11 protein-coding genes are annotated in these 13,428 nt (G+C 63.9%); all 11 read left to right on the top strand.

Annotated features, from left to right (window positions below; translation table 11 throughout):
• Window positions 1-81 precede the first annotated feature (81 nt).
• The 11 genes from lptD (at window position 82) to HMPREF2581_RS16915 (ending at window position 13,402) form a co-directional block, all read left to right on the top strand.
• Complete coding sequence (lptD, locus tag HMPREF2581_RS16965) at window positions 82-2,856, top strand: LPS-assembly protein LptD (protein WP_003137369.1); 2,775 nt, start codon at window positions 82-84, stop codon at window positions 2,854-2,856.
• Window positions 2,837-4,129 (top strand): peptidylprolyl isomerase, encoded by a 1,293-nt coding sequence (locus tag HMPREF2581_RS16960; RefSeq protein WP_003109024.1) that lies wholly within the window; start codon window positions 2,837-2,839, stop codon window positions 4,127-4,129. The genes lptD and HMPREF2581_RS16960 overlap by 20 nt, the downstream gene beginning before the upstream one ends.
• Window positions 4,126-5,112 carry a 4-hydroxythreonine-4-phosphate dehydrogenase PdxA gene (gene pdxA / locus HMPREF2581_RS16955; RefSeq protein WP_003137368.1) on the top strand — a complete coding sequence of 329 codons (987 nt, stop codon included), beginning with the start codon at window positions 4,126-4,128 and terminating at the stop codon, window positions 5,110-5,112. Before HMPREF2581_RS16960 ends, pdxA begins: the two co-directional genes overlap by 4 nt.
• A gap of 115 nt (window positions 5,113-5,227) precedes the next feature.
• On the top strand, window positions 5,228-6,034 hold the full coding sequence (gene rsmA / locus HMPREF2581_RS16950; protein ID WP_003099569.1) for a 16S rRNA (adenine(1518)-N(6)/adenine(1519)-N(6))-dimethyltransferase RsmA: 807 nt from the start codon (window positions 5,228-5,230) through the stop codon (window positions 6,032-6,034).
• A gap of 36 nt (window positions 6,035-6,070) precedes the next feature.
• Entirely contained in the window at window positions 6,071-6,451 is a 381-nt protein-coding gene (apaG, locus tag HMPREF2581_RS16945; protein ID WP_003085085.1) for a Co2+/Mg2+ efflux protein ApaG, read from the top strand.
• Window positions 6,451-7,302, top strand: coding sequence for a symmetrical bis(5'-nucleosyl)-tetraphosphatase (locus tag HMPREF2581_RS16940; protein ID WP_003113213.1), 852 nt, complete (start codon window positions 6,451-6,453; stop codon window positions 7,300-7,302). The genes apaG and HMPREF2581_RS16940 overlap by 1 nt, the downstream gene beginning before the upstream one ends.
• 43 nt (window positions 7,303-7,345) lie before the next feature.
• Window positions 7,346-7,678, top strand: coding sequence for a thiosulfate sulfurtransferase GlpE (gene glpE / locus HMPREF2581_RS16935; protein WP_003099577.1), 333 nt, complete (start codon window positions 7,346-7,348; stop codon window positions 7,676-7,678).
• Window positions 7,679-7,956: 278 nt separating this feature from the next.
• Window positions 7,957-9,879 (top strand): PrkA family serine protein kinase, encoded by a 1,923-nt coding sequence (locus HMPREF2581_RS16930; RefSeq protein ID WP_003085078.1) that lies wholly within the window; start codon window positions 7,957-7,959, stop codon window positions 9,877-9,879.
• 100 nt (window positions 9,880-9,979) lie between these two features.
• On the top strand, window positions 9,980-11,251 hold the full coding sequence (locus HMPREF2581_RS16925; RefSeq protein ID WP_003099579.1) for a YeaH/YhbH family protein: 1,272 nt from the start codon (window positions 9,980-9,982) through the stop codon (window positions 11,249-11,251).
• Complete coding sequence (locus HMPREF2581_RS16920; RefSeq protein ID WP_003099581.1) at window positions 11,248-12,801, top strand: SpoVR family protein; 1,554 nt, start codon at window positions 11,248-11,250, stop codon at window positions 12,799-12,801. Before HMPREF2581_RS16925 ends, HMPREF2581_RS16920 begins: the two co-directional genes overlap by 4 nt.
• A 94-nt stretch (window positions 12,802-12,895) precedes the next feature.
• Window positions 12,896-13,402, top strand: coding sequence for a DUF4136 domain-containing protein (locus HMPREF2581_RS16915; protein ID WP_003137366.1), 507 nt, complete (start codon window positions 12,896-12,898; stop codon window positions 13,400-13,402).
• Window positions 13,403-13,428 lie beyond the last annotated feature (26 nt).

The raw sequence follows: 13,428 nt of genomic DNA, 5'->3' as shown, positions 1-13,428 counted from the left end.
ATTATCCAGCATCTTTTTCAGCCCATCGAGAGGCGTGCGGCCCACCGGGCCGATGGCGCGCAGGAAGCCCGGATTAACAAGATGGCAGTGAAATCCCTCGTGTTTCGAAGAAAGTTTCCCCTGCTGGTCACCGGCAGCCTGCTGGCTCTGCAGCCGGTCGCAGCATTGACTGTACAGGCCGCCGATCAGTTCGACTGCAAGGTATCGGCCACCGGCGGCTGGGATTGCTCCCCGCTGCAGAACGCCAATGCCAACCTGCCACCGCGCCCGGCGCATACCGCGACCTCGGTCAGCACCGCCGCGGCGGGCAGCAGCGTGTCCGGCAGCGGAGGCGAAACCGTCGAGGCAGAGCCGACCCAGCGCCTGGTCACCGAGTCCGGCGGTCGCGCGCTGAGATCCCGCAGTGCGGACTACTCGCACCTCGACTGGATTCCTCGGGAAAAACTGACCGCCGCCCAGTTGGCGGAAATCGGCCCCTACTGCGGCGGCTCCTACATCGAGCCGGTGCGTCCGGGCATGGATGACGGCGCGCCCAGCGACGAGAGCCCGACCTACGTATCCGCCAAGGCTTCGCGCTACGAGCAGGAAAAACAGATCGCCACCCTCGCCGGTGACGTGGTCCTGCGCCAGGGCAGCATGCAGGTGGAAGGCGACGAGGCCAACCTGCACCAGCTGGAAAACCGCGGCGAACTGGTCGGCAACGTCAAGCTGCGCGACAAGGGCATGCTGGTGGTCGGCGACCACGCCCAGGTCCAGCTGGACAACGGCGAGGCCCAGGTCGACAACGCCGAGTACGTGATCCACAAGGCCCATGCCCGCGGCAGCGCGCTCTACGCCAAGCGCAGCGAGAACGCCATCATCATGCTCAAGGATGGCACCTACACCCGCTGCGAACCGAGCAGCAACGCCTGGACCCTGAAGGGCAACAACGTCAAGCTGAACCCGGCCACCGGCTTCGGCACCGCGACCAACGCGACCCTGCGGGTCAAAGATTTCCCGGTGTTCTACACCCCGTACATCTATTTCCCGATCGACGACCGCCGCCAGTCCGGTTTCCTGCCGCCGAGCTTCAGCAGCACCAGCGACACCGGCTTCACCCTGGTCACCCCGTACTACTTCAACCTGGCGCCGAACTACGACGCCACGTTGTACCCGCGCTACATGGCCAAGCGCGGCATGATGCTGGAAGGCGAGTTCCGCTACCTGACCCACAGCAGCGAAGGTATCGTCAACGCTGCCTACCTTAACGACAAGGACGATCACCGCGAAGGTTTCCCGGACTACAGCAAGGACCGCTGGCTGTACGGTCTCAAGAACACCACCGGCCTCGATTCGCGCTGGCTGGCCGAGGTCGACTACACGCGGATCAGTGATCCCTATTACTTCCAGGATCTGGATACTGACCTTGGCGTAGGCAGCACTACGTACGTCAACCAACGGGGCACTCTGACCTATCGCGGGGACACCTTTACTGGCCGTTTGAATGCGCAGGCGTACCAGTTGGCGACCACCACCGATGTAACCCCGTACGACCGGCTGCCACAGATTACCTTCGACGGTTTCCTGCCCTACAACCCAGGTGGAATGCAATTCACCTATGGCACCGAGTTCGTTCGATTCGATCGAGATCTAGACGAAAATATCTATTTCAATGACGACGGCAGCATCCGCGGCAAACGCCCAGATGCGTCACTTCAAGGCCTTGCCCGAGCAACGGGAGACCGTATGCATCTGGAGCCGGGCATGAGTTTGCCAATGACGCGCAGCTGGGGTTATGTGACACCCACATTGAAATATTTGTATACAAAGTACGATCTAGACTTGGATAGCCAGGGCAAGACCGACCTGAATAAAAGAGATGAGTCCTTTGACAGCAATCAGGACCGTTCGCTCCCTTTGGTTAAGGTCGACAGCGGCCTGTATTTCGACCGAGACACCACCTTTGCCGGCACACCATTCCGCCAAACTCTCGAGCCGCGTGCCATGTACTTGTACGTTCCATATAAGGACCAAGACAGCCTGCCGGTCTTCGATACCAGTGAACCGTCCTTCAGTTACGACTCTCTGTGGCGCGAGAACCGCTTTACCGGTAAGGATCGTATCGGCGATGCCAACCAGTTGTCCCTGGGCGTCACCAGTCGTTTCATCGAAGAGAACGGTTTCGAACGCGCCAGCATCAGTGCCGGCCAGATTTACTACTTCCGTGATCGTCGCGTCCAACTACCAGGCCTAACCGAGAAGGATCTGAAGCGACTCAACCTAGATCCCAGCGGCTTGGACAATGACAGCTGGCGCTCTCCCTACGCCTTTGCCGGCCAGTACCGTTTCAACCGCGACTGGCGCATCAACTCCGACTTCAATTGGAACCCCAACACCAGTCGTACTGAGTCCGGTAGCGCCATCTTCCACTACCAGCCCGAAGTCGATCCGGGCAAGGTGGTCAACGTTGGCTATCGCTATCGTGCAGATGCTCGGCGCTTTGATTCCTCCCGCGGCACATTCCGATATGGCAACGAAGACGACATCATCAAACAGCACGACTTCTCGGTCATCTGGCCGCTGGTGCCGCAGTGGTCCGTGCTCGCCCGCTGGCAGTACGACTACAACAAGAACCGCACACTCGAGGCCTTCGGCGGCTTCGAATACGACAGCTGCTGCTGGAAGCTGCGCCTGATCAACCGCTACTGGCTGGATGTGGACGATGACGCCTTCCTCGTGCAGAGCGAGAAGGCCGACCGCGGCATCTTCCTGCAGATCGTCCTGAAGGGCCTCGGCGGCATCGTAGGCAACAAGACGGAAATGTTCCTCGACAAAGGCATCCAAGGTTATCGTCAACGTGAAGATCAAGCTATGTAACCGGCTGCGCCCCCTTGCATTGGGCGCAGCACTCCTTTGCTCCTTCGCGCATGCCGAAGTGGTACCACTGGACCGGGTCGTCGCCATCGTCGACAACGATGTGATCATGCAGAGCCAGCTCGACCAGCGCCTGCGTGAAGTGCACCAGACGCTGCTCAAGCGCGGTGCGCCGCTGCCGCCCGAGCACGTGCTGACCCAGCAGGTGCTGGAACGCCTGATCATCGAGAACATCCAGCAGCAGATCGGCGACCGCTCCGGCATCCGCATCTCCGACGAGGAGCTGAACCAGGCGATGGGCACCATCGCCCAGCGCAACGGCATGAGCCTGGAGCAGTTCCAGGCCGCCCTCACCCGCGACGGCCTGTCCTACGCCGACGCCCGCGAGCAGGTCCGTCGCGAAATGGTGATCAGCCGTGTGCGCCAGCGCCGGGTCGCCGAGCGCATCCAGGTCAGCGAGCAGGAGGTAAAGAATTTCCTCGCCTCGGACATGGGCAAGATCCAGCTTTCCGAAGAGTACCGCCTGGCCAATATCCTGATCCCGGTGCCGGAAGCCGCGTCCTCGGACGTGATCCAGGCCGCCGCAAGGCAGGCCCAGGAGCTTTACCAGCAGCTCAAGCAGGGCGCCGACTTCGGCCAACTGGCGATTTCCCGCTCGGCCGGCGACAACGCCCTGGAAGGCGGCGAGATCGGCTGGCGCAAGGCCGCCCAGTTGCCGCAGCCGTTCGACAGCATGATCGGCTCCCTGGCCGTCGGCGACGTCACCGAGCCTGTCCGCACCCCCGGCGGCTTCATCATCCTCAAGCTGGAAGAGAAGCGCGGCGGCAGCAAGATGGTCCGTGACGAAGTGCATGTCCGCCATATCCTGCTCAAGCCCAGCGAAATCCGCAGCGAAGCGGAGACCGAGAAGCTGGCGCAGAAGCTGTACGAGCGCATCCAGTCCGGGGAAGACTTCGGCGAACTGGCGAAGAGCTTCTCCGAAGATCCGGGTTCCGCCCTCAACGGCGGCGACCTGAACTGGATCGACCCGGAAGCCCTGGTGCCCGAGTTCCGCCAGGTGATGAACGATACCCCGCAGGGCGAGCTGTCCAAGCCGTTCCGCTCGCAGTTCGGCTGGCACATCCTGCAGGTCCTCGGCCGTCGCGCCACCGACAGCAGCGAGAAGTTCCGCGAGCAGCAGGCGGTAAGCGTACTGCGCAACCGCAAGTACGACGAGGAACTGCAAGCCTGGCTGCGGCAGATCCGCGACGAGGCCTACGTGGAAATCAAGCAGTGAGCCTGCGCTTCGCGCTCACTCCCGGCGAGCCGGCAGGTATCGGACCCGATCTGTGCCTGCTGCTCGCCCGCTCCGCCCAGCCCCACCCCCTGATCGCCATCGCCAGCCGCACGCTCCTGCAAGAGCGCGCCGGCCAACTGGGCCTGGCGATCTACCTTAAGGACGTTTCCCCGGCCGCCTGGCCAGAGCGACCGGCCAAGGCCGGCCAACTGTACGTATGGGATACGCCGCTGGCCGCCCCGGTCCGCCCCGGGCAATTGGACCGCGCCAACGCCGCCTACGTCCTGGAAACCCTGACCCGCGCCGGCCAGGGCTGCCTCGACGGGCACTTCGCCGGGATGATCACCGCACCGGTGCACAAGGGCGTGATCAACGAAGCCGGCATCCCCTTTTCCGGCCATACCGAATTCCTCGCCGACCTCACCCACACCGCCCAGGTGGTGATGATGCTGGCCACCCGCGGCCTGCGCGTGGCCCTGGCGACCACCCACCTGCCGCTGCGCGAGGTCGCCGACGCCATTAGCGACGAGCGCCTGGCCCGGGTCGCGCGCATCCTCCACGCCGACCTGCGCGACAAGTTCGGCATCGCCCATCCGCGCATCCTGGTCTGCGGACTCAACCCGCACGCCGGCGAAGGCGGTCACCTGGGGCGGGAAGAGATCGAGGTGATCGAACCCTGCCTCGAGCGCCTGCGTGGCGAAGGCCTCGACCTGATCGGCCCGCTGCCGGCCGACACCCTGTTCACTCCCAAGCACCTGGAGCATTGCGACGCGGTGCTGGCGATGTACCACGACCAGGGTCTCCCCGTGCTCAAGTACAAGGGCTTCGGTGCCGCCGTGAACGTGACCCTCGGCCTGCCGATCATCCGCACCTCTGTCGACCACGGTACCGCCCTCGACCTGGCCGGAAGCGGCCGCATCGATAGCGGCAGCCTGCAGGTGGCCCTGGAAACCGCCTACCAGATGGCGGCCAGCCGCTGCTGACGGCGGTCGGCCATCGTTTAGCCCTGCCGGCCCGACGCTTCGCTGTTAAAATAGCGCCCTTTCGCATCCGCGCCTCCCGCCTTGGCCTGGGGCCCGCAGCCTGGAACCGTTTCCAATGTCCGAGCTTTACCAACACCGCGCGCGCAAGCGCTTCGGCCAGAACTTCCTGCACGATGCCGGGGTGATTCACCGCATCCTCCGTGCCATCCATGCCCGCGAGGGTCAGCGCCTGCTGGAGATCGGCCCGGGCCAGGGTGCCCTGACCGAGGGACTGCTGGGCAGCGGCGCACGCCTGGACGTGATCGAGCTCGACCAGGACCTGATCCCCCTGTTGAAGCTGAAATTCGGCCTCGAGTCGCGCTTCAGCCTGCACCAGGGCGACGCCCTCAAGTTCGATTTCGCCTCGCTGGTGGAGAGCGGCGAGAAGTTGCGAGTGGTCGGCAACCTGCCCTACAACATCTCCACGCCATTGATCTTCCATCTGCTGGAGCACGCGCCGGTGATCGAGGACATGCACTTCATGCTGCAGAAGGAAGTGGTCGAGCGCCTGGCGGCCACGCCGGGCGGCGGGGACTGGGGCCGGCTCTCGATCATGGTCCAGTATCACTGTCGGGTGGAGCACCTGTTCAACGTCGGCCCCGGCGCGTTCAACCCGCCGCCCAAGGTCGACTCGGCCATCGTCCGCCTCACCCCCTTCGCCGAGCCGCCCCATCCGGCACGCGATCCGAAACTGCTCGAACGGGTGGTCCGCGAGGCCTTCAACCAGCGCCGCAAGACCCTGCGCAACACCCTCAAGCCTCTCCTGAGCGTCGAGGACATCGAGGCCGCAGAGGTCGATCCGACCCTTCGTCCCGAACAACTCGACCTGGCCGCATTCGTCCGCCTGGCCAACCGGCTGGCCGAGCTGCCAGGCAATCGTTAGTCTGGTGAGACACTCGTCAGGAATCAGGCAAGCCGTATGAGCGATACCCAGCACCAGGTCAACGTCAGGGTCGACACCCGCTACCTTCCGGAACAGTCCGCCCCGGAGCAGAACCGTTTCGCCTTCGCCTACACTGTGACCATCGAGAACCAGGGCGAGGTTCCGGCCCAACTGCTGTCGCGCCACTGGATCATCACCGACGGCGACGGCCGTACCCAGGAAGTTCGCGGCGCCGGCGTGGTCGGCGAGCAACCGCTGATCGCCCCCGGCGCGCAACACACCTACACCAGCGGCACGGTGCTGGCGACCCGGGTCGGCAGCATGCGCGGCAGCTACCAGATGCTCGGCAGCGACGGAATCGCCTTCGACGCCGCGATCCCGGTGTTTCGCCTGGCCGTACCGGGAGCGCTGCACTGATGGCGGTCTACGCGGTAGGCGACCTGCAGGGTTGCCTGGATCCCCTGAAATGCCTGCTGGAGCGCGTCGCCTTCGACCCGGCCAAGGACCGCCTGTGGCTGGTCGGCGACCTGGTCAACCGCGGCCCGCAGTCCCTGGAGACGCTGCGCTTCCTCTATGCCATGCGCGAGTCGGTGGTCAGCGTCCTGGGCAACCACGACCTGCACCTGCTGGCGGTGGCGCACAAGTCCGAGCGCCTGAAGAAGTCCGACACGCTGCGGGAAATCCTCGAGGCGCCGGACCGCGAGCCACTGCTCGACTGGCTGCGTCGCCTGCCGCTGCTGCACTACGACGAACAACGCAAGGTCGCCCTGGTGCATGCCGGCATCCCCCCGCAGTGGAGCCTGGAGAAAGCCCGCCTGCGCGCAGCCGAGGTGGAGCAAGCATTGCGCGACGACCAGCGCCTGCCGCTGTTCCTCGACGGCATGTACGGCAACGAGCCGGCCAAGTGGGACAAGAAGCTGCATGGCATCGACCGCCTGAGGGTGATCACCAACTACTTCACCCGCATGCGTTTCTGCACCGAAGATGGCAAGCTCGACCTGAAGAGCAAGGAAGGCCTCGACACCGCGCCGCCCGGCTACGCCCCCTGGTTCAGCTTCCCTTCGCGCAAGACCCGCGGCGAGAAGATCATCTTCGGCCACTGGGCGGCCCTCGAAGGCCACTGCGACGAGCCCGGCCTGTTCGCCCTGGATACCGGCTGCGTCTGGGGCGCGCGGATGACCCTGCTGAACGTCGACAGCGGCGAACGCCTGAGCTGCGATTGCGCCGAACAGCGCGCGCCGGCCAGACCCGCCGCCACGCCCGCATGAATCCCCGGCGTCCGGTGGACGCCCTGTACACAGGTACCCCGACATGAGCGACACCTTCCAGCGCATCGCCCCCGAACAGGCCCGCCAGCTCCGCGAAAACGGCGCCCAGGTGGTCGACATCCGCGACCCGCAGAGCTTCGCTGTCGGCCATATCAGCGGCTCGCGGCACATCGACAACCACTCGGTGGCGGACTTCATCGCCGCCGCCGACCTCGACGCTCCGCTGGTGGTGGTCTGCTACCACGGCAACTCCAGCCAGAGCGCCGCCGCCTATTTCATCCAGCAGGGCTTCAGCGACGTCTACAGCCTCGACGGCGGCTTCGAGCTATGGCGCAGCGTCTATCCCGCGGATACCAGCAGCGGCGAAGCGGAGTAGGCCACGCCGCTACCCCGCCAAAAAAACTGTAACTTCTCTCGCCTTTCTTCCTTTACTCCGTCCAGAACGAACTATTCTTTTCCTCAGGCCATCCAAAACAGGGGAGAGCCGGCACACCGGCTTCCGGGCCATCGGCTGTGACCGTTAGGAGCGCTGGCGGAAAGGGAAGCACCGTGCAGCGACGGAGTCTGGGGGATTCTCGCCGGCCTGGCTGGCGGCCCCCCCGCACCCGCACGACCGATCCCGCGCCGGCTCACTGCATCGAGCGAGGAGACGTCATGAGCATTTTCAGTCACTTCCAGGAACGCTTCGAAGCGACCCGCCAAGAGGAATATTCCCTCCAGGAATATCTCGACCTCTGCAAGCAAGACAAGACAGCCTATGCCTCCGCCGCCGAGCGCCTGCTGATGGCGATCGGCGAGCCGGAGTTGCTGGACACCTCGGTGGACTCCAGGCTGTCGCGGATCTTCTCCAACAAGGTGATTCGCCGCTACCCGGCGTTCGCCGACTTCCACGGCATGGAGGAATGCATCGACCAGATCGTCGCGTTTTTCCGCCACGCGGCCCAGGGCCTGGAGGAGAAGAAGCAGATCCTTTACCTGCTCGGCCCGGTCGGCGGCGGTAAATCCTCCCTGGCGGAAAAACTCAAGCAACTCATGGAGAAGGTGCCCTTCTACGCGATCAAGGGCTCGCCGGTCTTCGAGTCGCCGCTGGGCTTGTTCAACCCCGACGAAGACGGCGCCATCCTCGAGGAGGACTACGGCATCCCGAGGCGCTACCTGCGCTCGATCATGTCGCCCTGGGCAACCAAGCGCCTCAACGAATTCGGCGGCGACATCAGCCAGTTCCGCGTGGTCAAGCTGTACCCCTCGATCCTCAACCAGATCGCCATCGCCAAGACCGAGCCCGGCGACGAGAACAACCAGGACATATCCGCGCTGGTCGGCAAGGTCGACATCCGCAAGCTGGAGGAATACCCGCAGAACGACGCGGACGCCTACAGCTATTCGGGCGCCCTCTGCCGGGCCAACCAGGGCCTGATGGAATTCGTCGAGATGTTCAAGGCCCCGATCAAGGTCCTGCACCCGCTGCTGACCGCGACCCAGGAAGGCAACTACAACAGCACCGAAGGCCTCGGTGCCCTGCCCTACAGCGGCATCATTCTGGCTCACTCCAACGAGTCGGAATGGCACAGCTTCCGCAACAACAAGAACAACGAGGCCTTCATCGACCGCATCTACATCGTCAAGGTGCCGTACTGCCTGCGCGTGGCGGACGAGATCAAGATCTACGACAAGTTGCTGGTCAACAGCTCGCTGGCGCATGCCCACTGCGCGCCGGACACCCTGAAGATGCTCTCGCAGTTCTCCGTGCTGTCGAGGCTGAAAGAGCCGGAAAACTCGAATATCTACTCAAAGATGCGGGTATATGACGGCGAAAACCTGAAAGATACCGATCCCAAGGCCAAGTCGATCCAGGAATACCGCGACTCGGCCGGGGTCGACGAAGGCATGGCCGGGCTTTCCACCCGCTTCGCCTTCAAGATCCTCTCCAAGGTATTCAACTTCGACCCGCACGAGGTAGCGGCCAACCCGGTGCACCTGCTCTACGTCCTCGAACAGCAGATCGAGCAGGAACAGTTCCAGCCGGAAACCCGCGAGCGCTACCTGCGTTTCATCAAGGAATACCTGGCGCCGCGCTACGTCGAGTTCATCGGCAAGGAAATCCAGACCGCCTACCTGGAGTCCTACAGCGAATACGGTCAGAACATCTTCGACCGCTATGTGCTGTACGCCGACTTCTGGATCCAGGACCAGGAATACCGCGACCCGGAAACCGGCGAGATCCTCAACCGCGCCGCTCTCAACGAGGAACTGGAGAAGATCGAGAAACCCGCCGGCATCAGCAACCCGAAGGACTTCCGCAACGAGATCGTCAACTTCGTGCTGCGCGCCCGCGCCGGCAACAACGGCAAGAACCCGAGCTGGCTGTCCTACGAGAAGCTGCGCGTAGTGATCGAGAAGAAGATGTTCTCCAACACCGAGGACCTGCTTCCGGTCATCAGCTTCAACGCCAAGGCCAGCAAGGAGGACCAGCAGAAGCACAACGACTTCGTCAAACGCATGGTCGAGCGCGGCTACACCGAGAAGCAGGTCCGCCTGCTGTCGGAATGGTACCTGCGGGTTCGCAAGTCGCAGTAGTCTGCCATCGGTACGGTCGCTGCGACCGTACCGGTCGCCGTCGCATTCGGACCTCGGCGCCTCCGCTCCGGCGGGGCGCCACAGGCCCTGAGGAGCATTCATGAGCTACGTCATCGACCGGCGTCTGAACGGCAAGAACAAGAGCACGGTGAACCGCCAGCGCTTCCTGAGGCGCTACCGTGAACACATCAAGAAGGCCGTCGAGGAGGCCGTCAGCCGGCGTTCCATCACCGACATGGAGCACGGCGAGCAGATCAGCATTCCCGGGCGCGATATCGACGAACCGGTGCTGCACCATGGCCGCGGCGGGCGGCAGACCGTCGTCCACCCCGGCAACAAGGAATTCACCGCCGGCGAGCACATCGCCCGCCCATCCGGCGGCGGGGGCGGCCGCGGCGGCGGCAAGGCCAGCAACAGCGGCGAAGGCATGGACGACTTCGTCTTCCAGATCACCCAGGAGGAATTCCTCGACTTCATGTTCGAGGACCTGGAGCTGCCCAACCTGGTCAAGCGCCACATCACCGGCACCGACACCTTCAAGACCGTCCGCGCCGGCATCAGCAACGACGGCAACCCGTCGCGCATCAACATCGTCCGCACCCTGCGCTCGGCCCATGCGCGGCGCATCGCGCTGTCCGGCGGCAGCCGGGCCAAGCTGCGCGCGGCGCTGAAGGAACTGGAGCGGATCAAGCGCGAAGAACCGGACAACCTCGGCGATATCCAGGAACTCGAGCTGGAAATCGCCAAGCTCCGCGCGCGCATCGACCGGGTGCCGTTCCTCGATACCTTCGATCTCAAGTACAACCTGCTGGTCAAGCAGCCCAACCCCACCTCCAAGGCGGTGATGTTCTGCCTGATGGACGTCTCCGGCTCGATGACCCAGGCGACCAAGGACATCGCCAAGCGCTTCTTCATCCTGCTCTACCTGTTCCTCAAGCGGAACTACGAGAAGATCGAAGTGGTGTTCATCCGCCACCACACCAGCGCCCGCGAGGTCGACGAGGAGGAGTTCTTCTACTCCCGCGAGACCGGCGGCACCATCGTCTCCAGCGCGCTGAAGATGATGCAGGAGATCATGGCCGAGCGTTATCCGACCCATGAGTGGAACATCTACGCCGCCCAGGCCTCGGACGGCGACAACTGGAACGACGACTCGCCGGTGTGCCGGGACATCCTCCTCAAGCAGATCATGCCGTTCGTCCAGTACTACACCTACGTCGAGATCACCCCGCGCGAACACCAGGCCCTGTGGTTCGAGTACGAGCGCGTGCGCGAAGCCTTCGAAGACAGCTTCGCCCAGCAGCAGATCGTCTCGGCATCGGACATCTACCCGGTGTTCCGCGAGCTGTTCCAGAGGAGGCTCGTCGCATGAGCAAGCGCCAGCCCATCGCCACCGGCTCGGAATGGACCTTCGAGCTGATCCAGCAGTACGACCGGGAAATCAGCAGGATCGCCGAGCGCTATGCCCTGGATACCTATCCGAACCAGATCGAGGTGATCACCGCCGAGCAGATGATGGACGCCTACGCCTCGGTGGGCATGCCGATCGGCTATAACCACTGGTCCTACGGCAAGCACTTCCTCAGTACGGAAAAGAACTACAAGCGTGGCCAGATGGGCCTGGCCTACGAGATCGTGATCAACTCCGACCCCTGCATCGCCTACCTGATGGAGGAAAACACCCAGTGCATGCAGGCGCTGGTGATCGCCCACGCCTGCTACGGGCACAACAGTTTCTTCAAGGGCAACTACCTGTTCCGCACCTGGACCGATGCCAGTTCGATCATCGATTACCTGGTGTTCGCCAAGCAGTACATCATGCAGTGCGAGGAGCGCTACGGGATCGACGCGGTGGAAGACCTGCTCGACTCCTGCCACGCCCTGATGAACTACGGTGTCGACCGCTACAAGCGGCCCTACCCGATTTCCGCGGAAGAGGAGCGGCAGCGGCAGAAGGAGCGCGAGGAACTGATCCAGCGCCAGGTCAACGACCTCTGGCGGACCATCCCGCGCGTCGGCGGCAAGGACAAGGAACAATCCATGGCGCGCTATCCGAGCGAGCCGCAGGAGAACATCCTCTACTTCATCGAGAAGAACGCGCCGCTTCTGGAGCCCTGGCAGCGCGAGGTGATCCGCATCGTGCGCAAGATCGCCCAGTATTTCTACCCGCAACGCCAGACCCAGGTGATGAACGAAGGCTGGGCGACCTTCTGGCACTACACGCTGCTCAACGACCTCTACGACGAAGGCCTGGTCAACGACGGCTTCATGATGGAGTTCCTGCAATACCACACCAGCGTGGTCTACCAGCCGTCCTTCGACAGCCCCTACTACAGCGGCATCAACCCCTACGCCCTGGGCTTCGCCATGTACCGCGACATCCGCCGCATCTGCGAGGAACCTACCGACGAGGACCGCCGCTGGTTCCCGGATATCGCCGGCAGCGACTGGCTGGCCACGCTGAAGTTCGCCATGAAGAGCTTCAAGGACGAAAGCTTCATCCTGCAGTTCCTCTCGCCCAAGGTGATTCGCGACCTGAAGCTGTTCAGCATTCTCGACGACGACCAGAAGGACGACCTGCTGGTCGCGGCGATCCACGACGAAGCCGGCTACCGCACCATCCGCGAGACCCTGGCGGCGCAGTACAACCTCGGCAACCGCGAGCCGAACATCCAGATCTGGAACGTCGACCGTCGCGGCGACCGCTCGCTGACCCTGCGCCACCAGCAGTTCGACCGCCAGCCGCTGAGCGACTCCACCGCCGACGTGCTCAAGCACCTGCATCGCTTGTGGGGCTTCGATATCCACCTGGAGACCCTGCAGGGCGACCAGCTCGTGCAGACCCACCACATGCCGCCCAAGGGCGCCAGCGAGGGCGAGGAAGGCTACCCGCGCCTGGACCTGATCATCCCGCCCATTTGATCGGTTGACGTCCGCCCCGACCGCCGGCCAGCATGCCGGCACGGTCGGGGCCGCCCACAGCAGAACAAGAAGCCGGCCGTCCACGGGAGCCGCCATGCGCCTGTTCGCCATCGTCCTGCTCTGCCTCGTCCTGGCCACCTGCGCCAGCCACATCCCCAGCGCCCGGGTGACCCATCCGGCCAGCGCCGGACTGCCCGGCCTGCAAGGTTTCCAGTTGATGCCGCCGGAACAGGCGGTCGACGCCCTTCCCTACCGCAACCGCTATCCGCTGATAAACGCAGAGCTGCGCCAGGGACTGGCGGCCCACGGCTACCACGAGAGCGCTACCCCGCAATTCCGCGTCTACTACTGGCTGGCGCTACGCGACGCACCGCTGGAGTTCCGCCCCGACCTTCCGCCCACCTCCGGCATGGGGCCTTATCTGGCGATCCACCGCCTGCGCGACGAAACCGGGACATTGCGCGTGCGCCTGGTCGACCTGGAGGAGCGCGTTCTCTGGGAAGGTATGGTAAGCACCGGCCTCAGCCCCGCCAGGGCCAATCCGGAACAGCTCGAACTGGTGGTCGGCGCCCTGCTCCGGCAGCTTCCACGCGCCCGCTAGGACACCCTGGGGTAGACTTCCGCCTA

Origin of the sequence: Pseudomonas sp. HMSC057H01, from assembly GCF_001836405.1 — a bacterium.
In the GTDB taxonomy this organism is placed as follows: domain Bacteria; phylum Pseudomonadota; class Gammaproteobacteria; order Pseudomonadales; family Pseudomonadaceae; genus Pseudomonas; species Pseudomonas aeruginosa.
Note: the sequence above shows the minus strand (reverse complement) of the source record. Positions and strands in the feature narration are given on the sequence as shown.

Bases quoted from the DNA above. Each gene is read 5' to 3' on its own strand.
- apaG (WP_003085085.1), top strand. From the start codon at position 6,071: ATGAGCGATACCCAGCACCAGGTCAACGTCAGGGTCGACACCCGCTAC.
- lptD (WP_003137369.1), top strand. From the start codon at position 82: ATGGCAGTGAAATCCCTCGTGTTTCGAAGAAAGTTTCCCCTGCTGGTC.
- rsmA (WP_003099569.1), top strand. From the start codon at position 5,228: ATGTCCGAGCTTTACCAACACCGCGCGCGCAAGCGCTTCGGCCAGAAC.
- HMPREF2581_RS16915 (WP_003137366.1), top strand. From the start codon at position 12,896: ATGCGCCTGTTCGCCATCGTCCTGCTCTGCCTCGTCCTGGCCACCTGC.
- glpE (WP_003099577.1), top strand. From the start codon at position 7,346: ATGAGCGACACCTTCCAGCGCATCGCCCCCGAACAGGCCCGCCAGCTC.
- HMPREF2581_RS16940 (WP_003113213.1), top strand. From the start codon at position 6,451: ATGGCGGTCTACGCGGTAGGCGACCTGCAGGGTTGCCTGGATCCCCTG.
- HMPREF2581_RS16920 (WP_003099581.1), top strand. From the start codon at position 11,248: ATGAGCAAGCGCCAGCCCATCGCCACCGGCTCGGAATGGACCTTCGAG.
- HMPREF2581_RS16930 (WP_003085078.1), top strand. From the start codon at position 7,957: ATGAGCATTTTCAGTCACTTCCAGGAACGCTTCGAAGCGACCCGCCAA.
- HMPREF2581_RS16925 (WP_003099579.1), top strand. From the start codon at position 9,980: ATGAGCTACGTCATCGACCGGCGTCTGAACGGCAAGAACAAGAGCACG.